Source organism: Microbacterium sp. No. 7 (assembly GCF_001314225.1).
Lineage (GTDB): Bacteria > Actinomycetota > Actinomycetes > Actinomycetales > Microbacteriaceae > Microbacterium.
This window is the reverse complement of sequence record NZ_CP012697.1, coordinates 2,126,286-2,152,164: the sequence shown is the minus strand read 5'-3', so window position 1 is coordinate 2,152,164 and position 25,879 is coordinate 2,126,286. Positions and strand designations below refer to the sequence as shown.

Sequence of the window (25,879 nt, the reverse complement as noted above, 5' to 3'; positions counted from 1 at the left end):
TGTGTGGTCCTCTCGTCGTCACACAGGTATAGCGTTCGGACCTGTGCGCATCATCCCAACCTTCGACGGTACCACTGCATTCACAGGTGATGCTCAGGGGCGGGTCGGAGGAGGCTCTATCCGACGGTTCCGATCGTGCGGAGAGCCACGTCCACGCGGTCGGTGACGAGGCCGTCGACCCCGTGGTCCAGGAGCCTGCGCATCTCGTCGGCGTCGTTGATCGTCCACACGTGCACCTCGACGCCCGCGTCGTGCACGGCATCGATCAGGCGCGGCGTCACGATCGGAAGGCCGCGCTGTCGCGGCGGCAGCTGGACGGCGTCGATCCCGCTCAGGACGCGTCGCACGAGCGCCCTCGAGCGCACGCCGACGGCGGCGAGCAGCCGCGCGATGGTGGCCCGCCCGGCCGAGGTGGCCGGGTCGCCGCCCGCGGCCCGGCAGGCGGCGACGGCGGCCTGACGGCGCGCGTCGGAGAAGCTCGTCAGCAGCACGCGATCGGCGTGGCGGGCGACGATGCGCCCGGCGGGCTCGGCGGCCGCGGCCGCCTTGACGTCGAGGTTGAACCGCAGGGTGGGGAACGTGTCCAGCGCCTGCTCGAGCGAGAGCAGGCCGCCGCGCGTCGCCATGAGCTGCTCGAGCTCGGCGTGCGTCACGTCGGCGATCGGACGGGCGTCGCCCGTCACGCGCGTGAGCGTGTCGTCGTGGAACAGCACGACGGCCCCGTCGGCGGTCAGGTGGCAGTCGGACTCGACGTAGCGTGCCCCGACCGCGTGCGCGGCGGCCACCGCCGCGAGCGAGTTCTCGGAGACGTCCTCGGCGTCGGCGGGCACGAACCCGCGATGCGCGAGCGCGCGCGGGGCCGTGACGCCGCCGAACCAGGGATGCGTCACGAGGAGCCCGTGCCGGCCGGGCCCGACCTCCGCAGTCCGTCGCTCGGCGGACGCGGCGCGAAGGCCGTGCTGAAGCCCTTGAGCGCCTCGGTGAACTCGCTCGGGATGATCCACACCTTGTTCGAGGCGCCCTCGCTGATCTTGGGCAGCGTCTGCAGGTACTGGTAGGCGAGCAGCTTGTCGTCGGGGTTGCCCGCGTGGATCGCGTCGAAGACCGCCTGGATCGCCTGCGCCTCGCCCTGCGCGCGCAGCACGGCGGCCTCCTTGTCGCCCTCGGCGCGCAGGATCTCCGCCTGGCGCCGGCCTTCGGCTTCCAGGATCTGCGACTGCTTGGAGCCCTCGGCCGTGAGGATCGCCGCGCGGCGGTCGCGCTCGGCGCGCATCTGCTTCTCCATCGAGTCCTGGATCGACACCGGCGGGTCGATCGCCTTGAGCTCGACGCGCGAGACGCGCAGACCCCACTTGCCCGTCGCCTCGTCGAGCACGACGCGCAGCTGGCCGTTGATCTCGTCGCGGCTCGTCAGCGCCTCCTCGAGGTTGAGCCCGCCGACGACGTTGCGCAGGGTGGTCGTGGTGAGCTGCTCGACGGCGCTGAGGTAGTTGGCGATCTCGTAGGTCGCGGCGCGGGCGTCGGTGACCTGGAAGTAGACGACGGTGTCGATCGAGACGACCAGGTTGTCCTCGGTGATGACGGGCTGCGGCGGGAACGAGACGACCTGCTCGCGCATGTCGACGAGCGGCCGCAGCCGGTCGATGAACGGCACCAGCAGGTTGAGTCCCGGCGAGAGCGTGCGCTGGTAGCGGCCGAGCCGCTCGACGACGCCGGCGTAGGCCTGCGGGATGATGCGGATGGACCTGAAGATGACGACGACCACGAAGATCGCCACCACCACCAGCAGGACAGCGATGAAGATCTGTCCGATGAACGCGCCGACGTCGATCATGCCGGCTCTCCTTCCTGTGGGATGGGGGAGACCTCGACGGTCGCGCCGCGCACGGCGACGACCGTCACGACGTCCCCCGAGGCGAGATCGAGGGTCGACGACCGCGCCGTCCAGGTCTCGCCGTTGTCGAGCTTGACCGAGCCCTCGCCGTGCACGAACGGCGCCACCACGCGACCGCGCTGGCCGAAGATGGCGTCGACGTTGGTGGGCACGAGCGCGCTCGACCGGCGCAGCGCGCGCAGCAGCAGGGGTCGGATCGTGAACAGCAGCAGCGCCGAGACCGCCGCCGCGGCGAGGATCTGAAGCCACCACACGGACCCCAGGAGGTTCGCGCCGAGCCCGCCGATGAGCGTGCCGGCCGCGAGCATGAGGAACGTGAACTCGAGCGTCAGCAGCTCGATGATGACGAAGAGCACCGCCAGCACGAGCCAGGCGATCCACAGGAACTGCGTGAGATCGGGCAGCACGGCGTACTCCTTCCGGGGAGGTTGATCGAACCCTAACACCCGCCGTCGACACGATGCGTTGATAGTGTCGGTAGGTCCGCCCTTGCGCGGCGGCCCGACCCAGACGCAGCAGTCAGACGCAGCAGGAGCTCACATGTCCCAGCCCATCCCCGCCGGCACGCTCAGCGGCAGGACCGCCCTCGTCACGGGCTCGTCCCGCGGCATCGGCGCCGACACGGTCCGCTACTTCGCGGAGGCTGGCGCGAACGTCGTCATCAACTTCCGCAACAAGGCGCCGCGCGCGGAGAAGCTCGCCGCGCAGCTGCGCGAGCTCGGCGTGCAGGCGCTCGTCGTCGGCGCGGACCTCACCGATCCGGCATCCGTCGCCGACATGTTCGCGCAGGTCGCCGAGACCTTCGGGAGCCTCGACGTCCTCGTGCTCAACGCCTCCGGCGGCATGGAGAGCGGCATGGCCGAGGACTACGCGCTCACGCTCAACCGCGACGCGCAGCTGAGCGTGCTCGACCACGCCCTCCCGCTGCTGCACGGCGCTGACGACGGGCGGCCGGCATCCCGCGTCGTGTTCGTGACGAGCCACCAGGCGCACTTCATCCGCACGACGCCGACGATGCCCGAGTACGAGGCGGTCGCCCTGTCGAAGCGGGCGGGGGAGGACGCCCTGCGCGAGCGGATCCCGGGGCTGACGGAGAGCGGCATCGAGTTCGTCGTCGTCTCCGGCGACATGATCGAGGGCACGATCACCGCGACGCTGCTGGAGCGGGCCAGCCCCGGTGCCATCGCCTCGCGCCGCGAGTCGGCGGGAAAGCTCTACAACGTGTCGGAGTTCGCCGCCGAGGTCGCCCGGGCCGCCGTCGACCCGGTGCCCGCCGACAACACGCGCCTCGTGGGCGACACCTCGTTCTTCGACGGAGAGTGAGGGGATGCGTCCGACCGACATCGAGCATCTGATCGCGGTCGGACGCCCGGCGCTCGCGCCCGACGGCTCGTTCGCGCTGTTCGCGACCTCACGGCCGTCGCTCGAGGCGAATCGGTACGTCGGCCAGATCTGGCGTGTCGAGCTGCGGGGCGATCGGAGCGGCTCGCGTCCGAGGCGGCTCACGCTCGGCGTCGCCGACTCATCTCCCCGGCTCTCCCGGGACGGCTTGACGGTCGCCTTCCTGCGCCCCGACGCCCGCGGTCGCGCGCAGCTCTTCCTCGTCGCCGCGTCGGGCTCCGAGGCGGTTCGGCTCACCGACGCGCACGGCGGCGTCGGCGCCTTCGCGTGGTCGCCGGACGGCGCGCGCATCGCGTACACCGCCCGCGTCGCCGAGCACGGACGCTACGGCACGGTCGAGGGCGTGGATGCCGCGCACGAGCCGCCGCGCCGCATCACCGGCATCCGCTGGCTCGCCAACGGCGTCGGCTACATCGCCGACCGGCCGGCGCACGTGTTCGTCGTCGACGTGCCCTCGCTGGGCGACGAGCCGCGCTACGAGCCCGCCGCCGCGCCTTCGCATGACGCGGCGCCTTCGCATGACACGGCTCGCACGGCGGTCCCGACGTCGCGTCAGCTCACCCTCGGCGACGTCTCGCACGCGGGCGTCGCGTTCTCGGCGGACGGCGCGGAGGTGCTCACCGTGCACGAGCCGATCGAGCGGGATCGCCGCGACCTGCGCACGCCGCTCGTCTCGATCGCGATCGCCGACGGCGCGGTGCGGGAGCGGATCGGCGTCGCCTCGCAGCTGAGCATCCAGGACGTCGAGGTCGCCCCCGACGGTCACGTCTTCGTCGTGGCGCATCACGTGGGGGAGTCGGGCGTCGACTTCGTCGGGCCGCGGCTGGCCGTGTGGATGCTCAACGACGCCGGCCCGCGCCGGCTGACCGACCCGGACGTCGTCGACCCCGGCGAGATCGGCAGCCACCTGTCGTTCCTCGGCGACGACGTGCTCGTGCAGAACCGCGCCCGTGGCCGCGTGACGCTGATGCGGCTCACACGCGGCGGAGACCTCCGTACCGTTCTCGACGGCGACGTCGAGGTGCTCGGGCATGCGGCATCCGACGACGGCACGATCGTCGCCGCGGTGGCGACCCCGGAGGGCTTCGGCGAGCTGGTGGTCGTCGGCGAGGGCGCCGTCACCGACTTCTCCGCCGCCTTGCGCGCGCGGTCGGTCGTCACACCGGCCGAACACGTCGTCCCGGCGCGCGACGGGTATCCCGTGCACGGCTGGCTCGCCGTTCCCGAGGGGGAGGGGCCGTTCCCCGTCGTCCTCCAGATCCACGGCGGCCCATATGCCCAGTACGGCATACACGTGTTCGATGAGACCCAGGTGCTCGTGGACGCGGGATACGCCGTGGCGTACTGCAACCCGCGGGGGAGTGCGGGCTACGGTCTCGCGCACGGCCGGAGCATCCGGCAGCGCATGGGCACGGTCGACATGACCGACGTTCTCGACTTCCTCGACGGCGTGCTCGAGCGCGACCCGCGCGTGGACGCCGCGCGGCTCGGCATCATGGGCGGGTCGTACGGCGGCTACCTGACCGCGTGGATCACCGCTCACGATCATCGGTTCGCCGCGGCGATCGTCGAGCGCGGGCTTCTCGACCCGCTCAGCTTCCAGGGCACGAGCGACATCGGCTCCTACTTCGGCGACGAGTACGTCGGCACCGACGAGACCCGCATCGCGGCGCAGAGCCCGCTGGCCGCGGTCGGCGGTGTCACGACGCCGACGCTCGTCATCCACTCCGAGCTCGACCACCGGTGTCCGCTGGAACAGGGCACCCGGTACTACACCGCGCTGAAGCGCCGGGGCGTCGAGACGGAGATGCTGATCTTCCCGGGGGAGGACCACGAACTGACCCGATCGGGGCAGCCGCGGCACCGCGTGCAGCGCTTCGACGCCGTGCTCGAGTGGTGGCGGCGTCACCTGCCCGTGTGAGGAGCCGGTGACGCCGCCGCGCTCACTTGCCGAACGTGAAGGCGCGTCCGATCTGGATGGCCCCGAGGACGACCGCCGAGATCCCGAGCAGCCACCACAGCACCGCCGCGCCGAAGGCCGGCGAGAACAGCAGCGTGATGCCCGCGATGATCGAGATGATCGAGAAGAAGATCGTCCAGCCCTTCGAGGGTGCGGCGCTCAGCGTGGAGAGCGCCACGACGCCCTCGATGATCCACATGATGCCGACGAGCACGCCGATGAAGACGGCGAGTGTGAGGGCCGTGGCACCGAGGTTCGCGAAGGCGACGATGCCCGCGGCGATGAAGACCAGGCCGAGCAGGATGTGCCCGATGCGCGCCCATCCGCCCTTCTGCTTCGAGAAGATGCCGAGCCCGGCGTAGGCGAGCCCCGCGGCGATGGCGTAGATCGCGATGATCGCCGCGACGACCATCGCCGTCTTGCCGGGCCAGACCAGGATGAGGATTCCGGCGATGAGGGCGAGCACACCGCCGACACCCAGCGCCGTGCGGATCGCGTTGATCTCTGACTTGTCGAGCACAATGGACATGAGCGCCTCTTTCCCGGACCGTTCTGTGAGGTGGCGATGCCCATGCTAGACCCGCCGCGTGCACCGGGGCGAGAGGCACGCGCGTCGGCGCCCGACCGGCTCGAGCGGTCGTCGGGCCTCGTGTCCGTCCGTGCGCGCAGGATGATCGCGCTGGTCGCGGGCGTCGTGCTCGCGGCCGCCGTGACCGCGCTGGCGACCGTGCTCACGATCGCCGCGGCGTCCGACGACGAGGTCACGGTGCTGATCGGATCGTTCGACTCCGCCCGGATCACCGGTCTCGCCGTGCTCGCGGCGCTGTCGAGCCTCGTCGTAGGACTGTGCGCGATCCCCGTGCGCGGGCCGTGGCTGCTCCTCCTGGTGCCCGCCCGCCTCGCGGCCATGGCCGCCTCGTTCCTGGCCCTGCTCGCGTTCTGGCTCGCGTCCTCGGCGTCGGTGGTGCCGCTGGTCAGCGACGGATGCGAGACCGGCTACGTGGTGCAGGAGAGATCGTTCCTGCTGCTCGGGACCGGCACCGTCTACAGGACGGACGGCATTCTCGCCACGCCGGTCCAGTGGATCGGGGGCGACGACGGATACCGTCCGTTCCAGGACGGCGCGTACACGCTCGTCGACGACGGCGACGAGCTCCACGTCTCGTACGACGCCGATCGCGCCGGCTTCGGTCCTTCCGCCACGCTCGAGTTCACGCTGCCGAAGCGAACGGACCGCGATCTCTCCTGCGATGTCACCATTCGCCGATAATGCACATTATGTCAGCTTGAGCGCAACGAACCCGCGAGGGTGCCATCTATCCCGCCGAGGGTGCCAGCTATCCCGCCGAGGGTGCTTCCCCTCCTCCGGTGAAAGCACCCTCGCGAGAACAACCAGCACCCTCGCGTCGGGGTTCGAGCATCGCGAGGCGGCTGAGCGTGCGGGCCGCGTCGAGCGGCGGCTCCCTCGCATCCAGCATGCGGCGCGGTGCGCCGGCCGCCCGGACGTCGAGCCGCCGATCGCGGTCGTACAGCACGTCGACGAGCCGGCACAGCCGGGTGAGCGGATCGCATCCGACGGACGACAGGTCGGGAACGGCGAGCACGCGGATGCGGGCGAACCGGTCGGCGAGCCGCAGGTACTCCCCCGTGCCGAGCGGCCGGTCGCACAGCTCCGCGAAGGTGAACGTCGCGGCCGTCCCGTCCGCGGCGGCAGCGCGGACGACCAGCCCGTTGATCGTCAGGTCGACGCCGCCCGCAGGCTGCCCACCCGGCGCCCCGGCGTCGACCTCCCAGCTCCCTCCCCCGAAGCCCGAGCCGCCGGCCACGTCCCGGCGATAGTCGCGGCCGGACCCGATCGACACGACGTCGAGGCGCGACTCGATCAGAGCGATCGCGGGCAGGAACCGCTCGTGGAACAGCGGGTTGGGCATCAGCCCGCGGGGCTCGTCGTTCGAGGTGGCGAGAAGGAGGATTCCGCGCGCTGCGAGCACCTCGAGCGTCGTCGTCAGGTAGACCGCGTCGGCGACGTCGTGGACATGGAACTCGTCGAAGAGCACGACGCGCGCGGACCCGAGGATGCCGCCGATCGACGCCTCCACGGGTTTCCGTGCCGCCGCGATCTCGGCCTGCAGGTCGCGGAAGAAGTCATGGAAATGGAAGCGCCGCTTGCGAGAGGTCGGCACGGCCCCGTAGTACAGGTCGAGCAGCACCGACTTCCCCCGCCCCACCGGGCCCCAGAGATAGAAGCCGTGCGTCGGCGGCTCGGCGAGTCGTGCGATCGCGGACCGCTGCGCCTCGTCGAACGCGAGCCCCGAGGCGTGCACGGCGCACAGGAATCGTGGGGACGTCGCCGATGCGATGCTGCTCGGCTGTCCCTCTGGACCGGATCCTCGACGCCGGAAGCGCATGTGGCATCCTCCTGTTACTCTACAAACATAGAGTAACAGGAGGATGCCACATGGCCCGCCCGGGAGACCGTCGACCGCTGATCGCCGATCAGGCGATCGCGATCCTCGCGCGCGGCGGCGCGCGCGCTCTCACCCACCACGCCGTGGACCGCGAGGCGGGCATCGCCGCGGGGTCCACGTCCTACTACTTCCGCACCCGCGACGCGCTCGTGTCCGCCGCGGTGGAGCGGATCCGGCACCATTCCCGCACGGCCTTCGACGCCGCGGCGGCGCCCGATCCGCTCACGCCGGGCACGGCATCCGCGTTCATCGCCGACCAGCTGCACGACCTCGCCACGCGACGGCGGGAGCACGCGCTGGCGGTCGTGGCCCTGCTTCCCGAGGTCGCCGAGGTGCCGGCGCTCCGGCGCAGCCTGATGGGCAGTCTCTTCTCCCGCGAGCTGGCCGGCGGGCTCGTCGTCGCGCTCGGGCATCCGCCCGGATCGCCGGCGGCCGACGATCTGGTCGACTATCTGATGGGGCGGCTGCTCAGCCTGCTGTTCGCGCCGCGCGAGGACGCGGGCGACGACCGCGCGGCGACGCAGCATGCCGTGGAACGGCTGCTCCGGTAGCACCGGCCGATCGCCGGGGCCTGCGCTCCCGAGGACGACGTCGTTCCCGAGGACGACGTCGTTCCCGAGGAGCGACACGCCGGGCGTCCGCCGTCGGGAAGGCGCGATCTCCTCGGGAACGAGAGGGTCTACGACGCGCCGCGCGCCAGCCGCATGCCGATGTCGCTGCCGCCCCGTCGCGCCGCGGCGCCGCGACGCAGGTCGGCGCGCACGCTCAGCGGGCTGACCGCGACGCTGCCGCCGCGCAGCACGCGCTCCGCTCCCCCGGCATCCGCGTCGAACAGGTCCCAGCACCACTCCCACACGTTGCCCAGCGTGTCGAAGAGGCCGTTGAGGTTCGGCAGCCGGTGGCCGACCGGCCGGGGCGACGACACGCCGTCGGCGCTCGTCCACGCGATCTCCCGCAACGGTCCGTAGTGGGCGCCCGTCGATCCGGCGCGGCACGCGAACTCCCACTCCGCCTCGGTCGGCAGGCGATAGCCGTCGGCGTCGCGGTGCCACGTGACGTCCTCGCCGTCGAACGAGTAGGCGCTGTCGAGCCCCTCCCACTCGGACGCGGCGTTGCACAGCCGGATCGCCCGCAGCCAGGAGAGGCCGGTGGCCGGCACGCGCGGGCGCGACACCGGCTCCCCCAGCAGCTCGGCGACGACCTCCTGCGTCACGGGGAACACGCCGAGCTCGAAGTCGTCGACCGCGACCGATCGTCGCGGACGTCCCTGCGCGAGCGATCCGCCGGCGATGCGCGCGAGCTCGATGTCCACCACGCCGACGACTCTAGCGGTGCGGAGACCGGTCGGCATCGGAGAGTAGCGTTGTGGGGTGACCCAGCCGAACGACCCCCATGCCGTGCGGGCGTGGTTCATCTGGACGGTCGGCGTCACGGGGTACGTGCTCGCCGTGGCCAACCGCACGTCGCTCGCGGCCGTCGGCGTGGATGCCGCGGGTCGCTTCGGCATCGACGCGTCGACGCTCTCGATGTTCGCCGTGGTCCAGCTCGCCGTGTACGCCGGGATGCAGGTGCCGATCGGCGTCGTGCTCGACCGCTGGGGCGCCCGGCCCGTCATGACGATCGGCATGGCGCTCATGGCCGTGGGCCAGCTGATGATGGCGCTGTCGCCGAACGTCGGCATGGCGCTCGTCGCACGCATCCTCCTGGGCGCGGGCGATGCGGCCGTCTTCCCGTCGGTGCTGCGCCTCATCGCGACCTGGTTCCCGATGCATCGCGCGCCGCTCATGGTGCAGCTCACCGGCATCGTCGGCCAGAGCGGTCAGCTGGTCTCCCTCGTCCCGCTCGCCGCCCTGCTGCACGCCACGAGCTGGTCGGTCGCGTTCGGCGGCGTCGCGGGCCTCGGCGTGCTCTTCACCGTCCTCGTCTTCGTGCTGATCCGCAACCATCCGCCCGAACGGCAGAAGGACGTCGCGGTCGACACGACCACCGGCGCCGTGCGCGTCGTCACGTCCCAGGTCGACGCGCGGACCGGCATCCGCGCGGCCTGGGCGCATCCGGGCACGCGTCTCGCGTTCTGGTCGCACTTCACCACGCCGTTCGCGGGCACCGCGTTCATCCTGCTGTGGGGCGTCCCCTTCCTCACCGCGGGCGAGGGGCTCACGCTCGCCGAGGCGGCGGGGATCACGTCGCTCTACGTCTTCGTCGGCATGGCGCTCGGGCCCGTCATGGGCGAGGTCTCACGCCGCGTACCGCACCGCAGATCGCTGGCGCTCGTGCTGCCGACGATCGCCGTGCAGCTCGTCGCCTGGCTCGCGGTGATCCTGTGGCCCGGGCCCGCCCCGATGTGGCTGCTCATCGTGCTCGTCGTCGCCCTGGGCACGGGCGGCCCGGCGTCGATGGTCGCCTTCGACCATGCGCGCACGCACAACCCCGCCCACCGGCTCTCGACCGCGACGGGCCTCACGAACGTCGGCGGGTTCGTGGCCGCCCTCGCCGCCGTGCTGCTCATCGGGCTCGCCCTCGACATCCAGGGCGCGGGCACGCCCGACACCTATACGCTCGACGCGTTCCGCATCGCCTTCCTCACCCAGATCCCCCTCTGGCTGCTCGGGACCGCCTTCATCCTCGTGGAGCGCAAGCGCACCCGCATCCTGATGGGACTCGACGAGCCGCGCACGACGTGAGCGCGCTCAGCCGGCGACGCGCACCCAGTCGGGCAGCTTCGGCGGCCGTCCGTCACCCGACGACGTGCCGGTGAGGCGCCGTCGGACCCACGGCCCGAGATGTTCGCGCGCGTAGTCGCGGCCGCTCAGACGTGCAGACTCCGGCACGTCGGGGAGCGACCACCACCCGTCGGGCGCCCTCTCCCCCAGCGCCTCCAGCACGCGCGCCGCCACGCGGTGGTGGCCGCGCGCGTTCATGTGCAGCCGGTCCTGCGACCAGTGGTCCGGGCGCGAAAGCTCGGTGTCGGGCCAGTTGAACGCGCGCACGACGTCGTCGCGCCCCACGATCCGCGCGGCGACGGCCTCCGACAGCGCGTCGCCGCGCCGCTGGACGAGCCCGCCGAGCGGCAGCTGCGCCGACGGGTTCGCGCCCGAGAGCAGGATGAGGCGCACGCCCTCCTCGTCGCAGCGGCGCAGCACGTGCGAGAACGCCGCGGCGATGTGCGGCACGGTCGTGCGGGGCCGCAGCATGTCGTTGCCGCCGCCGTTGAAGGACAGGTGCGTCGGCCGCAGCGCGAGCGCCGCCTCGAGCTGCTCTCGCACGATCGGCCAGACGAGCTTTCCCCGCACGGCCAGGTTCGCGTACTCCACCGGCGCGCCTCGCGACGCGGCCCAGCCCGTCGCGACGAGGTCGGCCCACCCGCGCACGGTGCCGTCGGGCAGCTCATCCCCCACGCCCTCGGTGAACGAGTCGCCGATCGCGACGTAGCGGACGGATGCCGCGGTCATCGGTCGTCCAGCGCCGCGCCGCGCCGGTCGACGAGGCCCCACGCGGCGGCGGCCGCGGCGATGAAGAAGACGGCGAACACGCCGAACGCGAGCGGGACGCCGCCGATGAGCAGCATGGGCGGCACGCTCAGCGGCGCGAGGATGGACGCGATGCGGCCGACGCCGGCGGCCCACCCCGCCCCCGTTCCGCGCAGCGACGTCGGGTACGTCTCGGGCGTCACGGCGTACAGGGCGCCCCACGCTCCGAGGTTGAAGAACGACAACGCCATCCCCGTCGCGATGATCATCGCCTCGCCGGCGGCGACGCCGAACAGCACGGCCGAGACGGCCGAGCCGGCGAGGAAGACCGAGAGCGTGAGACGCCGTCCCCACACCTCGATGAGCCAGGCGGCGACCGCGTAGCCGGGCAGCTGCGCGAGGGTGATGATGAGGGTGAACTGGAAGGAGCGCACCAGGTCGTAGCCCTGGCTGAACAGCAGCGTCGGAATCCAGATGAACGCGCCGTAGTAGGCGAAGTTGACGCAGAACCAGACGATCCACAGGCTCGCGGTGCGCGCGCGGAACTCCGTCGTCCACAGGGCCAGGAGGCGCTCGCGCCCCGTGCGTGCCACGGTCGCGGTCGCCGGGACGACGGCGACCGGCGGCTCCGCGGCGGGCGCGCCGCGCGTGAGCGGCGGCGAGGTCTCGAACGTCGCGACGACCGCGCTCGCCTGCGCGTCGCGACCCTGCTGGGCGAGCCACCGCGGCGACTCCGGCAGCCCCCACCGCACGATGAGGGCGTAGGCCGCGGGAATCGCGCCGAGCGCGAACGCCCACCGCCACCCGGCCTCCGAGACGGGGATGACGAAGTAGCCGATCAGCGCCGCCGCGGTCCAGCCCACCGCCCAGAACGCCTCGAGGATGACGATGACGCGTCCCCGCATGCGGGCGGGCGAGAACTCGCTGACGTACGTGCTCGCGACCGGAAGCTCGGCACCGAGCCCCAGGCCGACCAGGAAGCGCAGCACGAGCAGCGCGACGAGGCCGCCGACCAGGGCGCTGGCGCCCGTCGCGATGCCGTAGACCAGGAGCGTGAGCGCGAAGACCGACCGGCGTCCGATGCGGTCGGCCAGCAGTCCGCCGACGCTCGCCCCGATCGCCATGCCCGCGAAGCCCGCCGACGCGATCCACGACGCCTCCGTGGGCGAGAGCGACCACTGGGCGACGAGGGCGGTGATGACGAAGGAGATGAGGCCCACGTCCATGGCGTCCAGCGCCCAGCCGACGCCGGAGCCCGTGAGCACGCGCAGGTGCGCGCGGGTGAACGGCAGCGCGTCGAGCCGCTGCGCGGGCGAGGAGGAGGGCGCTGTCCCGGTCACGGCTCAGCCCTCGCGGAGCGCCGCGCGCAGCGTGTCGAGGCCGACGCCGCCGAGCGCGAGCGCCCGCCGGTGGAACTCCTTGATGTCGAACGCCTCGCCCTGGTGCGCGCGGTAGTCGTCGCGGATCTGCTCCCAGATGCGCTGTCCGACCTTGTACGACGGCGCCTGCCCGGGCCAGCCGAGGTAGCGGTTGACCTCGAAGTCGACGAACTCGTCGGGCATGTTGACGTTGCGGCGCAGGAACTCGCGCGCGTACGCGTAGTCCCACGTGCCGTCGCCCTCGGGCGTCGGCTTTCGCAGGTGCACGCCGATGTCGAGCACGACGCGTGCCGCGCGCAGGCGCTGGCCGTCGAGCATGCCCAGCCGGTCGGCCGGATCGTCGAGGAAGCCGAGCTGTTCCATCAGCCGTTCGGCGTAGAGCGCCCATCCCTCGGCGTGCCCGCTCGAGCCGGCGAGCAGCCGGCGCCAGGAGTTCAGCTCCGCCCGGTTGTACACGGCCTGCGCGATCTGCAGGTGATGGCCGGGAACGCCCTCGTGGTACACCGTGGTCAGCTCGCGCCACGTGTCGAAGGTCGTCACGCCCTCGGGCACCGACCACCACATCCGCCCGGGGCGCGAGAAGTCGTCCGTCGGTCCCGTGTAGTAGATGCCGCCCTCGGTGGTGGGCGCGATCATGCACTCGAGCCGGCGGATCGGCTCGGGGATGTCGAAGTGCGTGCGCCCCAGCTCCGCGATCGCCTGGTCGCTGGTCCGCTGCATCCACTCGCGCAGGGCGTCGGTGCCGTGCAGGGTGCGCGAGCCGTCGCGCTCCAGGTGCGCCACGGCCTCCTCGACCGATGCGCCCGGCAGGATCTCGTCGGCGACGGCCTCCTGCTCGGCCACCATCCGCGCGAGCTCCTCCAGACCCCACTCGTACGTCTCGTCGAGATCGATCACCGCGCCGAGAAAGCGCTGCGAGTGCAACGCGTAGAGCTCGCGCCCCACGGCGTCGTCGGTGCCGGCGGCGGGGGCGAGCTCCGTCGTCAGGAAGGCGGCGAGCCGGTCGTAGGCGGCGCGCGCGGCATCCGCGCCCGTCGAGAGGTCGCGTGAGAGGGAGGCGGGCAGCGATCCGTCGGCCGGCGCCGCGCCCTCGACGAACGTGCGGAAGAACCCGTCGGCGGCGGTGTAGCGATCGATCTGCGTCACGACCTCGGCGACCTGGCGCCGCGCGGGCACGACGCCGCGGGAGACGCCCTCGTGCAGCGTCGCGATGTATCCGTCGATCGCGTCGCTCATCGCGGCCAGACGGCGGGAGATCGTCGCCCAGTCGTCGACCGTCTCGGTCGGCATGAGATCGAAGTTGTTGCGCAGCTCCTGCGCGGGCGACGCGATGACGTTCACGTCGCGCAGGTGCGCGCCCGCCTCGTGCAGCCGGATGCCGAGAGCCAGCTCCGCGGAGAGGTCCGCCTTCGTCACGACGTCGACGTCGTCGACGGGCTGCGCCGCCTCCAGCGCCGCGAGCGTCGCCCTCGTCGCCTCGAGCACGCGCGCGGTGCCCTCGGGCGACAGGTCGTCGAGCCGGTCGTTGTGCTCGGAGCGACCGATGTACGTCGCGAGCCCCGGTGAGAGCGCGGCGATCGTGTCGACCCACTGCTCCGCGATCGCGTCGACGGGGGTCTGGGGACGGAGTTCGTCAGTCATTCCTCGAGGATACTGACGACGGCAGGCAGCGGATCAGTGCCCGGCCTCGTCCCAGTTCGGGCCGCGCCCGATCTGCACGTCGAGGGGGACGCGAAGCTCCGCGGCGTCGCCCATCCGCGCCCGCACGATGCGCTCGGCCTCGTCCCACTCGCCCGGCGCGATCTCGAGCACCAGCTCGTCGTGGATCTGCAGCAGCACGCGCGAGGCGAGCCCGGCGGCCGCGAACTCCGCGTGGATCCGGTTCAGCGCGATCTTCATGATGTCGGCCGCGCTGCCCTGGATGGGCGCGTTGAGCGCCGCGCGCTCCGCGTTCTCGCGCAGCACGCGGTTCGGGCTCGTGAGATCGGGGAACGGGCGGCGCCGGCCGAAGATCGTCGCGGTGTAGCCGTCCTCGCGCGCACGCTCGACCGATGAGCGCAGATAGTCGCGCACGGCGCCGAAGCGCGCGAAGTACTCCTGCATCAGCTGCCGCGCCTCGGCCTGCTCGATGCGCAGCTGCTTCGACAGCCCGAAGGCGCTGAGCCCGTACACGAGGCCGTACGACATGGCCTTGACGCGCGTGCGCATGACGCCCGTCACCTCGGAGGGATCGACGTTGAACACGCGCGCGCCGACATAGCGGTGCAGGTCCTCGCCCGAGTTGAACGCGTCGATCAGCCCGGCGTCCTCCGACAGGTGCGCCATGATGCGCATCTCGATCTGCGAGTAGTCGGCGGTGAGCAGCGTCTCGTACCCCTCGCCCACCTCGAACGCGCCGCGGATCCGACGCGACTCCTCCGTGCGGATCGGGATGTTCTGCAGGTTGGGATCGGTGCTCGACAGGCGTCCGGTCTGGCTGGCCGTCTGCAGATAGGTCGTGTGGATGCGGCCGTCGTCCGCGATCGCGGTGTCGAGCGACTCGATGATCTGGCGCAGCTTCGTCGTCTCGCGGTGCTGCAGCAGAAGGTCGAGGAACGGGTGCGGGTTCGACTCCTGCAGGTCGGCGAGGGTCGCGGCATCCGTCGAGTAGCCGGTCTTGATCTTGCGCGTCTTCGGCAGCTCCAGCTGGTCGAACAGCACCTCCTGGAGCTGCTTGGGCGAGCCGAGGTTCACCTCGCGGCCGATCGTGGCGTAGGCGCGCTGCGCGGTGTCCTCCGCCCGCTCCCCCAGCTCGGCCGAGAACGCCGAGAGCTTCTCGTGCGAGACGGCGACGCCCGCGAGCTCCATGTCGGCGAGCGTCAGCAGCGTGGGCAGCTCGATGTCCACGAGGACGGATGCCACGCCCTCCGGCAGCTCGTCGCGCATCGCCTCGGTCACCCGGAGCGTGAACCACGAGCGCTCGGCGGCCGAGGCGCCCTCCTTCTCGGGGACCAGCTGCGAGGGGTCGGCCTCGGGCAGCTCTTCGCCGAGGAAGCGGTCGACGAGGTGCGCGAGGGTCTTGTCCGGGAAGCTCGGGCGCAGCAGCCAGCCCGCGAGCACCGGGTCGTAGGACAGCCCGCCCAGGTGGACGCCCGCCCGACGCAGCGCCTTCAGCTGCGGCTTGGCGTCGGCGAGCACCTTCGGGGCGTCGCCCTGCAGCCATGCGCGCAGGGCGTCGGCGGCATCATCGTTCCAGTCGCTCTCCGCCGCGGCCGCGAGCGTCGCCGCGCCGATGTACGTGGGAAGGCCGCCCTGGATCTCCACGGTGAGCGCCACGGGCCCCTCGGCCGCCTCCGCCCAGGCCGCGAGGCCGGCAGGGTCGGTCCGCACGGGCGCGGGGGGCTTGGGCGCCGCGGCGGCGCCGGCGTCCTCGCCGTCGGCCTCCAGCGCCTCGAAGACCCGCGGCAGCAGCGTGCGGAACTCCAGGCGCGCGAAGATGTCGCGCACGGCCTGCGCGTCGACGGGGCGCACCTCCAGCTCGGCGGGTGTCACGTCGAGCTCCACGTCGCGCAGCAGCCGGTTGAGCGCGCGGTTGCGCTTCACGTCGTCGAGGTGCTCGCGCAGGTTTCCCCCCACGACGCCCTTGATCTCGTCGGCGCGCGCGAGCAGCTCGTCGAGCGTGCCGAACTGGGTCAGCCACTTGACCGCCGTCTTCTCGCCCACCTTGGGCACGCCCGGCAGGTTGTCGCTGGTCTCCCCCACGAGCGCGGCGATGTCGGGGTAGTTCTCGGGCGGCACGCCGTAGCGCTCGACGACGGCGTCCGGTGTGTAGCGCTTGAGCTGCGACACGCCCTGCACGCTCGGATAGAGCAGCGTCACCTCCTCGGTCACGAGCTGGATCGTGTCACGATCGCCCGAGCACACGAGCACGTCGTAGCCCTGCTCGGCGCCCTGCGTCGCGAGGGTCGCGAGGATGTCGTCGGCCTCGACGTCCTCCTTCGTGAGCACCGTCACGTTCATGGCGCGCAGACAGTCCTGCAGCAGCGGGATCTGACCCTTGAACTCGGGCGGCGACTCCGACCGGTTCGCCTTGTACTCCGCGTACTCGCGCGTGCGGAACGACTCCCGCGACGTGTCGAACGCGACCGCCAGGTGCGTCGGCTTCTCGGCCTTGACGAGGTTCACGAACATCGACAGGAACCCGTAGATCCCGTTGGTGTGCTGTCCGTCCTTCGTGGAGAAGTTGTCCACCGGCAGTGCGAAGAACGCCCGGTAGGCCAGCGAGTGGCCGTCGACGACGAGGAGGGTAGGCTTTTCCGAGTCCGACACCCTGCCAGCCTAGACGCGGGCGCGGACATCCGAACCGGTTTCCTTCAAAGGTGAGCAATGACTTCCGACAACTCCCCGGCCGTCAGCCCCGGCCTGGAATGGGCCCGCAAGCGCGGCCTGGGCAGACTCGCGGAGAAGATGGAGATGGAGCTGCTCGAGTTCTCGGTCGAGCGCTGCGTCGCGACGATCCCCGTCAAGGGCAACACCCAGCCGGTCGGCCTGCTGCACGGCGGCGCCTACGTCGTGCTCGGCGAGTCGCTCGGGTCGATGGCCGCCAACCTGTGGGCGGGTCCCGGGCGGCTCGCGGTCGGGGTCGACATCAACGCGACCCACACGCACTCCGCGATCGACGGCATCGTCACGGGCGTGTGCACGCCGCTGCACCTCGGTCGCAGCATGGCCGTCCACGAGATCGTCGTCACCGACGAGGCGGGCAACCGCTGCTCGACGGTGCGCATCACGAACATGATCCGCGATCTGCCGGCGAACTGGAAGCCGGGGCCGCACGCCTAGGGGCGTGCGAGCTCAGGAGAAGGTCTCGACGCGCCGTCCACGGACGGCGGCTCGACTCACTTCTTCGGGGAGAGCTGCTCGATGATCGCCTTCGCGACGTCCTGCATCGTCAGACGGCGGTCCATCGAGGCCTTCTGGATCCACCGGAACGCCTCGGGCTCGGTGAGGCCCATCTTCTCGTTGAGCAGGCCCTTCGCCCGGTCGACGAGCTTGCGGGTCTCGAAGCGCTCGACCATGTCGGCGACCTCGGCCTCGAGCGTGATGATCTGCTCGTACCGGGCCAGGGCGATCTCGATCGCCGGCAGGAGGTCGTTGGGCGTGAACGGCTTCACGACGTAGGCGAGCGCACCGGCCTCGGTGGCCCGCTCGACGAGCTCCTTCTGGCTGAAGGCGGTGAGGAGCACGACGGGGGCGATGTGGTTCTTCGTGAGCCGGTCGGCGGCGCTGATGCCGTCGAGGACGGGCATCTTCACGTCCATGATCACCAGGTCGGGACGCAGCTCGGTGGCCAGCTGCACCGCGGTCTCCCCGTCGCCGGCCTCGCCCACGACGTCGAAGCCATTGTCGCGAAGGATCTCCACGATGTCGAGTCGGATGAGCGACTCGTCCTCGGCCACGACGACACGACGCGGTACGGTCCCGGTGTTGATCTCCTGCTCAGTCACTCGTTTATCTTACGGCCTGGCGCGGCCTCTTCCTGCGGTATTGTCGACTGCGGCACCTGCCGGTGTGGCGGAATGGCAGACGCGACCGACTCAAACTCGGTTGCCCGAGAGGGCGTGTGGGTTCGACTCCCACCACCGGCACGACGAGCGGCGCGGAGCGCGGAAAGAGGTGTGGGGCGGATGCCGTCCGGCATCCGCCCCACACCTCTTCGCCGTCTCAGCCCAGGCTCTCGCCCTTGTAGATCGGCGCACGACCGTAGACCGCGTCACCGATCTTGTGCACGCGGATGTCGTTGGTCGTGCCCATGATTCCGGGAGGCGAGCCCGAGATCACCACGACCTTGTCGCCGTCTGATGCCAGGCCCCGCCCCAGGAAGTACTCATCCACCTGCAGATACATCAGGTCCGTGTGGGCCACGGGATCGACGAGCGACGACTGGACGCCCCAGGTGAGGGCCATGCGGCGACGGATCGCCGGGTCGGTCGCGAACGCGATCATCGGGATCCGCGAGCGCAGCCGCGACATCCGGCGCGCGGTGTCACCGGATTCCGTGAAGATGCAGATGTACTTCGCCTCGACGAACTTGGCCACCTCCTCGGCGGCCAGGGTGATGATGCCGCCCTGCGTGCGCGGCTTCGCCGTGACCGGGAGGATGCGCTCGAGCCCGTGCTCCTCAGTCGAGTCGATGATGTTCGCCATCGTCTCGACGACCTTCACGGGGTAGGCCCCGATGCTCGTCTCACCCGACGCCATCACGGCGTCGGCTCCGTCCAGCACCGCGTTGGCCACGTCGCTTGCCTCGGCTCGCGTGGGCACGGGGCTGTCGATCATCGACTCGAGCATCTGCGTCGCGACGATCACGGGCTTCGCCATGCGCCGGCACAGCTCGACGGCGTGCTTCTGCACGATCGGCACCGCCTCGAGCGGCAGCTCCACGCCGAGGTCGCCGCGTGCGACCATGATGCCGTCGAACGCGTCGATGATCTCTTCGAGGTTGTCGACGGCCTGCGGCTTCTCGATCTTGGCGATGACAGGCACGCGACGCCCCTCTTCGGCCATGATGACGCGCACGCGCGTGACGTCGGTGGCGCTGCGCACGAAGGAGAGGGCGACGATGTCGCAGCCGGCCCTCAGGCCCCAGCGCAGGTCGGCCTCGTCCTTCTCGCTCAGGGCGGGCACGTTCACCGCGACGCCCGGAAGGTTGATGCCCTTGTTGTTCGACACGGCTCCCGCGACGACGACGGTCGTCGTGACGACGGGGCCGTCGACCGAGGTGACCTCGACACGCACCTTGCCGTCGTCGATCAGCAGGGTGTCGCCCGGCTTCACGTCGTCGGGCAGGCCCTTGAACGTCGTCGAGACGATCTCCCGGGTCCCGACGATGTCTTCTGTCGTGATCTTGAACACGTCGCCGACGGCGAGCTCGTGGGGCCCGTCCGCGAACCGGCCGAGCCGGATCTTGGGGCCCTGCAGGTCGACGAGCACCGCGACGGCGCGCGCAGCGTCGTCGGCGGCCTTGCGCACGTGCGCGAGGCGCTGCTCGTGGTCGGCGTAGTCTCCGTGGCTGAGGTTGAATCGGGTCACGTCCACGCCCGCGTCGATGATCGATCGGATCATCTCATACGAGCCGGTGGCGGGACCCAGGGTGGCGACGATCTTCGCACGTCTCACTGGTATGACTCCGGTCCTTGATGGTGGTGGATGTCTTGATGGTGGTGGATGGTTCAGGTCAGAAACGAGCGAAGTCCAGACCGATCGCGATGTCGGTCGGAGAGACGGGGGCCGGCAGCGACGTACGACCCATCAGGTACTCGTCGACCGCCGCGGCGGCGGCACGGCCCTCGGCGATCGCCCAGACGATGAGCGACTGGCCGCGCCCGGCGTCGCCGGCGACGAAGACGCCCGGTGCCGTGGTCTGGTAGTCGTTCTCCCGCTGCACGTTGCCGCGCGAGGTGAAGACCGTGCCGATCTGCTCCTGGAGCGTCGTCTGCTCGGGGCCCGTGAAGCCCATCGCGATGAGCACCAGGTCAGCGGGGATCTCCCGCTCGGTGCCGCTGCGGGGCACGCGGCGGCCGTCGGGCAGGTACTCGGTCTCGGCCACGCGCAGCGCGCGCACCTCCCCCGCCGCGTTGCCCAGGAACTCGACGGTCGACACGAGGTAGGCGCGGTCGCCGCCCTCCTCGTGGGCGGACTGCATCTCGAAGAGCGTCGGCATCGTCGGCCACGGCTGGTGATCGGGACGCGCCGCCGGGGGCTGCTTGCCGATCGCGAGGTTGGTGACGCTGAGGGCGCCCTGGCGGTGCGCGGTGCCGATGCAGTCGGCGCCGGTGTCGCCGCCGCCGATGACGACGACGTGCTTGCCCGCGGCGCTGATCTGGTCGGGGACGGCGTCGCCCGCGACGACGTGGTTCGACTCGACGAGGTACTCCATCGCGAAGTGCACGCCGGCGAGGTCGCGACCGGGGATCGACAGGTCGCGCGGGACCGTCGCGCCCGTGGCGACGACGACCGCGTCGTAGCGCGCGCGCAGGTCGTCCCACGTGATGTCGACGCCGATCTCCACGCCTGCGCGGAAGCGCGTGCCCTCGTCCTGCATCTGCCGCAGGCGGGTCTCGATGTGGCGCTTCTCCATCTTGAAGTCGGGGATGCCGTAGCGCAGCAGGCCGCCGATGCGGTCGTCGCGCTCGTACACCGCGACGGTGTGGCCGGCGCGCGTGAGCTGCTGCGCGGCCGCGAGGCCGGCGGGCCCCGAGCCGACGACGGCGACCGTCTTGCCCGTCAGCCGCGCGGGCGGCTCGGGCTCGACCCAGCCGTTGGCGAACGCGTCGTCGATCGTCGAGACCTCGATCTGCTTGATCGTGACCGCGGGCTGATTGATGCCCAGCACGCACGCGCTCTCGCACGGCGCCGGGCACAGCCGGCCCGTGAACTCGGGGAAGTTGTTCGTCGCGTGCAGCCGCTCGATCGCCGCGCGTCCCTCCCCCCGCCACATCAGGTCGTTCCACTCGGGGATGAGATTGCCGAGCGGGCAGCCCTGGTGGCAGAACGGCACGCCGCAGTCCATGCAGCGACCGGCCTGGCGGCGGAGCACGGCCGAGTCTCCCGGCTCGTACACCTCCTTCCAGTCCAGGATGCGCACGGGCACCGGACGGCGTGCGGGCAGCTCCCGCTCGGTCGTCTTGAGAAAGCCCTTGGGGTCAGCCACCGGTCACCTCCAGGATTCGGTTCCAGACGACGTCGCCGTCGGGGTCGAGCCCCTCGGCGACCGCCTCCTGGCGGGTCTGCAGCACCGCCGCGTAGTCGCGCGGCAGCACCTTCACGAACTCGAGCGACACGTCATCGAAGCGCGCGAGGAAGTCCGCGGCGCGCGGCGATCCCGTGCTCTCGACGTGCTGCACGAGCAGGCTGCGCAGCACCTCGAGGTCTGCGCGGTCGAGCGGCAGGAGCGACAGCTCCTCCGAGGCCAGCGCCTGCGCGTTGACCTGCTCGGGGGTGAGGGCGTGCACGTACGCGGTGCCGCCCGACATTCCGGCGCCGAGGTTGCGGCCCGTCGCGCCGATGATCACGGCCAGACCGCCCGTCATGTACTCGAGCGCGTGGTCGCCCACGCCCTCGACGACGGCCGTCGCGCCCGAGTTGCGCACGAGGAAGCGCTCGCCGACGACGCCGGAGATGAACATCGAGCCGCCCGTGGCGCCGTAGCCGATGACGTTTCCGGCGATGACGTTCTCGTGCGGTGCGATCGACGCGCCGCGCGGCGGGCGGATGGTGATGTCGCCGCCCGACAGGCCCTTGCCGACGTAGTCGTTGGCGTCGCCCTCGAGGCGCAGCGTGATGCCCGACGGCAGGAAGGCGCCGAGCGACTGGCCCGCCGTGCCGTGCAGCGTGATGTCGATCGTGTCCCGCGCCAGGCCCGCCTCGCCGTACCGGCGGGTCACCTCGTGGCCCAGCATCGTGCCGACGGCACGCTCGGTGTTGCGGATGGGGAGCTCGATCACGACCGGCGCCGCGTCCTGCAGCGCGTCGCGCGACATCTCGATCAGCTGTACGTCGAAGTGCGCGTCGAGCTCGTGGTCCTGCGCGCGCAGGTGCCGGCGGGGCGCGCCCGCCGGGATCTGCGGGCCGCGCAGGATCGGCGTGAGGTCGAGTCCGCTCGCCTTCCAGTGGTGGATCGCGCCGTCGACGTCGAGCAGGTCGCTGCGGCCGATCGCCTCGTCGAGCGAACGGAACCCGAGCTCGGCGAGGTACTCGCGCACCTCCTGGGCGATGAACTCCATGAAGTTGACGACGAACTCGGGCTTGCCGGCGAAGCGGCTGCGCAGCACGGGGTTCTGCGTCGCGACGCCCACGGGGCACGTGTCCAGGTGGCAGACGCGCATCATGATGCAGCCCTCGACGACCAGCGCCGTCGTGGCGAAGCCGTACTCCTCGGCGCCCAGGAGCGCCGCGACGATCACGTCACGGCCCGTCTTGAGCTGACCGTCGGCCTGCACGACGACGCGGTCGCGCATGTCGTTGAGCATGAGCGTCTGCTGCGTCTCGGCGAGGCCGAGCTCCCACGGCGTGCCCGCGTGCTTGAGCGAGTTCAGCGGGCTCGCGCCCGTGCCGCCGTCGTGGCCCGACACGAGGATGACGTCGGCGAGGGCCTTCGCCGTGCCCGCCGCGACCGCGCCGATGCCCGACTGGCTCACGAGCTTGACGTGCACGCGCGCGGACGGGTTCGCCCGCTTCAGGTCGAAGATGAGCTGCTTCAGGTCCTCGATCGAGTAGATGTCGTGGTGCGGCGGGGGCGAGATGAGCCCGACGCCGGGCGTGCCGCCGCGCGTGCGCGCGATCCACGGGTACACCTTCTGCGGCGGCAGCTGGCCGCCCTCGCCGGGCTTGGCGCCCTGGGCGAGCTTGATCTGGATGTCGTCGGCGTGCGTGAGGTACATGCTCGTCACGCCGAAGCGGCCGGAGGCGACCTGCTTGATCGAGCTGCGGCGCTCCGGGTCGAGCAGACGGTCGACGTCCTCGCCGCCCTCCCCCGTGTTCGACTTCGCGCCCAGCCGGTTCATCGCGATGGCCAGGGTCTCGTGCGCCTCGCGCGAGATCGAGCCGTAGCTCATCGCGCCGGTGGAGAACCGCTTCACGATCGACGACACCGGCTCGACCTCGTCGATCGGCACCGGCGGGCGGATGCCCGTCTTCAGCCGGAACATGCCGCGCAGCGTCTTCAGCTCCGCCGCCTGGTCGTCGACGCGACGCGTGTAGTCGCGGAACACGTCGTAGCGCCGCGTGCGCGTCGAGTGCTGCAGCCGGAACACGGTGTCGGGGTTGAACAGGTGCGGTGCGCCATCGCGGCGCCACTGGTACTCGCCGCCCGTCCACAGGCGCTCGTGCGCGCGCGCCGCCTCGTCCTCCGGGTAGGCGAAGTCGTGCCGCTGCTGGTTCTCGGTCTGGACCTCACGGATGCCGATGCCGCCGAGCTTGGTCTCGGTGCCCGTGAAGTACCGGTCGATGAACTCCTGCGAGAGACCGACCGCCTCGAACACCTGGGCGCCCGCGTAGGACGAGATGGTCGAGATGCCCATCTTCGACATGATCTTCAGCACGCCCTTGCCGAGCGCGTAGATCAGGTTCTTCACGGCCTGCTCCGGGGTGCGTCCGGTGATGAAGCCCGCCCGCACGAGGTACTCGACGGTCTCCATCGCCAGGTACGGGTTCACCGCCGACGCGCCGTAGCCCATCAGCGTCGCGACGTGGTGCACCTCGCGCACGTCGCCCGCCTCGACCACGAGCGCCACCTTCATGCGGTTCTCGTTGCGGATCAGGTGGTGGTGCACGGCCGAGACGAGCAGCAGCGACGGGATCGGGACGAGGTCCTTGTTCGAGTCGCGGTCGCTGAGGATCACGTACTCGGCGCCGTCGGCGATCGCGTGGTCGACCTCCTCGCAGATCTCCTCGAGGCGGTGCGCGAGCGCGTCGGGTCCCTGATCGAAGTGGTAGATGCCGCGGATGGTCACCGACCGGCGTCCCGAGAGGGCGCGATCGAGGTTCTGGATCTTCGCGAGCTCGTCGTTGTCGATGACCGGGAAGTCGAGCGTGATGAAGCGCGTGTGCTCCGGGCCCCAGTCGAGCAGGTTGCGCACGGGGCCGAGGCCGATCGACAGCGAGGTCACGACCTCCTCGCGGATCGAGTCGAGCGGCGGGTTCGTGACCTGCGCGAACTGCTGCACGAAGTAGTCGAAGAGCAGCCGCGGACGGTCGCTCAGCGCCGCGATCGGCGTGTCGGAGCCCATCGCGCCCAGCGGCTCGGCGCCCGTCTGGCCCATCGGCGTGAGCAGGATGCGCACTTCCTCCTCGGTGTAGCCGAAGGTGCGCTGACGGCGCGTGATCGACGCGATCGGGTGCACGATGTGCTCGCGCTCGGGAAGCTCCTTGAGACGCACGCGTCCCGCGTCGAGCCACTCCTGCCACGGGTGCAGGGCCGCCAGCTCGGCCTTGATCTCGTCGTCCTCGACGATGCGGCGCTGCGCCGTGTCGACGAGGAACATGCGGCCGGGGCGCAGGCGTCCGCGGCGCTTGATGCGCTCGGGCGCGAAGTCGAGCACCCCGGTCTCCGAGCCGATGACGACGAGGCCGTCGGTCGTCTCCGTCCAGCGCCCCGGGCGCAGGCCGTTGCGGTCGAGGGTCGCGCCGACGACCGTGCCGTCGGTGAAGATGAGGGCGGCGGGCCCGTCCCACGGCTCCATCTGGGCGGCGTGGTACTCGTAGAACGCACGGAGGTCGGGCGCGATGTCGGCCTGCTTCTCGTAGGCCTCGGGCACCATCATCATGATCGCGTGCGGCAGGCTGCGGCCCGTGAGGGTCAGCAGCTCCAGCACCTCGTCGAACGAGGCCGAGTCGCTCTGCCCCTCGACGCAGATCGGCAGCAGGGGACGGATGTCGCCGATGAGGTCGGAGGCGAGCTGCGACTGCCGGGCGCGCATCCAGTTGCGGTTGCCGCCGACGGTGTTGATCTCGCCGTTGTGCGCGAGCATGCGCAAGGGCTGCGCGAGCGGCCACGACGGGAAGGTGTTGGTCGAGTAGCGCGAGTGCACGACCGCGAGCTCCGATGCGAAGCGCGGGTCGCGCAGGTCGGCGTAGAACGGCTCGAGCTGCAGCGTCGTGACCATGCCCTTGTAGCCGAGCGTGCGGCTGGACAGCGAGACGAAGTAGGCGCCGAGCTCGTGCTCGGCCCGCTTGCGCAGGCGATATGCGACCCGGTCGAGCGCGATGCCCGACAGCGCCGGCGCGTCGCCGACCGCGGGGCGCGAGAGGAAGATCTGCTCGAAGGCGGGACGCGCCTCGAACGCGAGCTTGCCGAGGTGCGCGTCGTCGGTCGGCACCGAGCGCCAGCCGAGCACCGTGAGGCCCTCCGAGGCCGCGAGCTGGGTGATGTGCGACTTCAGCTCGTCGCGCGCGCCGTCGTCGAGCGGCAGGAACGCGAGACCCGCGACGTACTCGCCGCGCGGCGGGAGGTCGAACCCGACGACCGCGCGCAGGAACTCGTCGGGCATCTGCGTGAGGATGCCCGCACCGTCGCCCGTTCCCGCGTCCGACCCGATGGCACCGCGGTGCTCCAGATTGCGCAGGGCCTCGAGGGCGAGCTCCACGATGTCGTGGCCGGCCTCTCCGCGCAACGTGGCGACCATGGCCAGGCCACAGGCGTCTTTCTCGAAAGCGGGGTTGTAGAGTCCCTGCTTCCGCGGCAGTCCTGCGAGGCCGGTGCCCGGGGTGGGGCGGCGGGATCGATGGGCCATATGTTGTGTCCTCACGTGTGCTGTGTTGGGGGACGC

General features: G+C 71.2%; 20 protein-coding genes and 1 tRNA gene. 7 read left to right on the top strand and 14 right to left on the bottom strand.

Annotated elements, in window-relative coordinates; genetic code table 11:
• Positions 1–116: 116 nt before the first annotated feature.
• Genes AOA12_RS09830 through AOA12_RS09820 form a run of 3 tightly spaced genes read right to left on the bottom strand, consistent with a single transcriptional unit; the run spans position 117 to position 2,301 of the window.
• Complete coding sequence (locus AOA12_RS09830; protein WP_054682410.1) at positions 117–890, bottom strand: glycerophosphodiester phosphodiesterase family protein; 774 nt, start codon at positions 888–890, stop codon at positions 117–119.
• Positions 887–1,834: an SPFH domain-containing protein gene (locus AOA12_RS09825; RefSeq protein WP_054682409.1), complete on the bottom strand. Its 948-nt coding sequence runs from the start codon at positions 1,832–1,834 to the stop codon at positions 887–889. The genes AOA12_RS09830 and AOA12_RS09825 overlap by 4 nt, the downstream gene beginning before the upstream one ends.
• Positions 1,831–2,301, bottom strand: a complete 471-nt coding sequence (locus AOA12_RS09820; RefSeq protein ID WP_054682408.1) for an NfeD family protein — start codon at positions 2,299–2,301, stop codon at positions 1,831–1,833. Before AOA12_RS09820 ends, AOA12_RS09825 begins: the two co-directional genes overlap by 4 nt.
• A 133-nt stretch (positions 2,302–2,434) precedes the next feature.
• On the opposite strand from AOA12_RS09820, the gene AOA12_RS09815 reads away from it, so the two are divergent.
• Entirely contained in the window at positions 2,435–3,217 is a 783-nt protein-coding gene (locus AOA12_RS09815) for an SDR family oxidoreductase (RefSeq protein WP_054682407.1), read from the top strand.
• A 4-nt stretch (positions 3,218–3,221) separates the two neighbouring features.
• A complete protein-coding gene (locus AOA12_RS09810; RefSeq protein ID WP_054682406.1) occupies positions 3,222–5,216 on the top strand; it encodes an alpha/beta hydrolase family protein in 1,995 nt (664 codons plus the stop codon).
• Positions 5,217–5,238: 22 nt separating this feature from the next.
• Here the strand turns inward: AOA12_RS09810 and AOA12_RS09805 are convergent, their stop codons facing one another.
• Positions 5,239–5,784 carry an HdeD family acid-resistance protein gene (locus AOA12_RS09805; RefSeq protein ID WP_054682405.1) on the bottom strand — a complete coding sequence of 182 codons (546 nt, stop codon included), beginning with the start codon at positions 5,782–5,784 and terminating at the stop codon, positions 5,239–5,241.
• Between the two features lie 36 nt (positions 5,785–5,820).
• On the opposite strand from AOA12_RS09805, the gene AOA12_RS09800 reads away from it, so the two are divergent.
• Entirely contained in the window at positions 5,821–6,525 is a 705-nt protein-coding gene (locus AOA12_RS09800; protein WP_156366451.1) for a hypothetical protein, read from the top strand.
• Positions 6,526–6,592: 67 nt separating this feature from the next.
• Here the strand turns inward: AOA12_RS09800 and zapE are convergent, their stop codons facing one another.
• Positions 6,593–7,663 carry a cell division protein ZapE gene (gene zapE, locus AOA12_RS09795; protein WP_082406132.1) on the bottom strand — a complete coding sequence of 357 codons (1,071 nt, stop codon included), beginning with the start codon at positions 7,661–7,663 and terminating at the stop codon, positions 6,593–6,595.
• A gap of 50 nt (positions 7,664–7,713) precedes the next feature.
• On the opposite strand from zapE, the gene AOA12_RS09790 reads away from it, so the two are divergent.
• Positions 7,714–8,274, top strand: a complete 561-nt coding sequence (locus tag AOA12_RS09790) for a TetR/AcrR family transcriptional regulator (protein ID WP_054682402.1) — start codon at positions 7,714–7,716, stop codon at positions 8,272–8,274.
• A 128-nt stretch (positions 8,275–8,402) separates the two neighbouring features.
• Here AOA12_RS09790 and AOA12_RS09785 read toward each other — a convergent pair whose 3' ends face one another.
• Positions 8,403–9,038, bottom strand: coding sequence for a formylglycine-generating enzyme family protein (locus AOA12_RS09785; protein WP_054682401.1), 636 nt, complete (start codon positions 9,036–9,038; stop codon positions 8,403–8,405).
• 55 nt (positions 9,039–9,093) lie between these two features.
• On the opposite strand from AOA12_RS09785, the gene AOA12_RS09780 reads away from it, so the two are divergent.
• Positions 9,094–10,407, top strand: coding sequence for an MFS transporter (locus tag AOA12_RS09780; RefSeq protein WP_054682400.1), 1,314 nt, complete (start codon positions 9,094–9,096; stop codon positions 10,405–10,407).
• A 6-nt stretch (positions 10,408–10,413) separates the two neighbouring features.
• On the opposite strand, the gene AOA12_RS09775 is transcribed toward AOA12_RS09780, so the two are convergent.
• From AOA12_RS09775 to polA, 4 genes are read right to left on the bottom strand one after another with little or no spacing between them, the layout of a single operon-like run.
• Positions 10,414–11,175, bottom strand: a complete 762-nt coding sequence (locus AOA12_RS09775; RefSeq protein WP_054682399.1) for an SGNH/GDSL hydrolase family protein — start codon at positions 11,173–11,175, stop codon at positions 10,414–10,416.
• Positions 11,172–12,533, bottom strand: coding sequence for an MFS transporter (locus tag AOA12_RS09770; protein ID WP_054682398.1), 1,362 nt, complete (start codon positions 12,531–12,533; stop codon positions 11,172–11,174). Before AOA12_RS09770 ends, AOA12_RS09775 begins: the two co-directional genes overlap by 4 nt.
• Before the next feature lie 3 nt (positions 12,534–12,536).
• Entirely contained in the window at positions 12,537–14,213 is a 1,677-nt protein-coding gene (locus AOA12_RS09765; protein WP_054682397.1) for a DUF885 domain-containing protein, read from the bottom strand.
• 33 nt (positions 14,214–14,246) lie between these two features.
• Positions 14,247–16,880 (bottom strand): DNA polymerase I, encoded by a 2,634-nt coding sequence (gene polA / locus AOA12_RS09760; RefSeq protein WP_054682396.1) that lies wholly within the window; start codon positions 16,878–16,880, stop codon positions 14,247–14,249.
• 57 nt (positions 16,881–16,937) lie between these two features.
• Here polA and AOA12_RS09755 point away from each other — a divergent pair, with 57 nt between their 5' ends.
• Positions 16,938–17,393 carry a hotdog fold thioesterase gene (locus AOA12_RS09755; RefSeq protein ID WP_054682395.1) on the top strand — a complete coding sequence of 152 codons (456 nt, stop codon included), beginning with the start codon at positions 16,938–16,940 and terminating at the stop codon, positions 17,391–17,393.
• Positions 17,394–17,449: 56 nt separating this feature from the next.
• On the opposite strand, the gene AOA12_RS09750 is transcribed toward AOA12_RS09755, so the two are convergent.
• A complete protein-coding gene (locus tag AOA12_RS09750) occupies positions 17,450–18,058 on the bottom strand; it encodes an ANTAR domain-containing response regulator (protein ID WP_054682394.1) in 609 nt (202 codons plus the stop codon).
• A gap of 58 nt (positions 18,059–18,116) precedes the next feature.
• Here AOA12_RS09750 and AOA12_RS09745 point away from each other — a divergent pair.
• Positions 18,117–18,199, top strand: a tRNA-Leu gene (locus AOA12_RS09745).
• Positions 18,200–18,275: 76 nt separating this feature from the next.
• Here AOA12_RS09745 and pyk read toward each other — a convergent pair.
• Genes pyk through gltB form a run of 3 tightly spaced genes read right to left on the bottom strand, consistent with a single transcriptional unit; the run spans position 18,276 to position 25,843 of the window.
• Positions 18,276–19,730 carry a pyruvate kinase gene (gene pyk / locus AOA12_RS09740; protein ID WP_054682393.1) on the bottom strand — a complete coding sequence of 485 codons (1,455 nt, stop codon included), beginning with the start codon at positions 19,728–19,730 and terminating at the stop codon, positions 18,276–18,278.
• Positions 19,731–19,788: 58 nt separating this feature from the next.
• A complete protein-coding gene (locus AOA12_RS09735; protein ID WP_054682392.1) occupies positions 19,789–21,264 on the bottom strand; it encodes a glutamate synthase subunit beta in 1,476 nt (491 codons plus the stop codon).
• Entirely contained in the window at positions 21,257–25,843 is a 4,587-nt protein-coding gene (gene gltB, locus AOA12_RS09730) for a glutamate synthase large subunit (protein ID WP_054682391.1), read from the bottom strand. Before gltB ends, AOA12_RS09735 begins: the two co-directional genes overlap by 8 nt.
• Positions 25,844–25,879 lie beyond the last annotated feature (36 nt).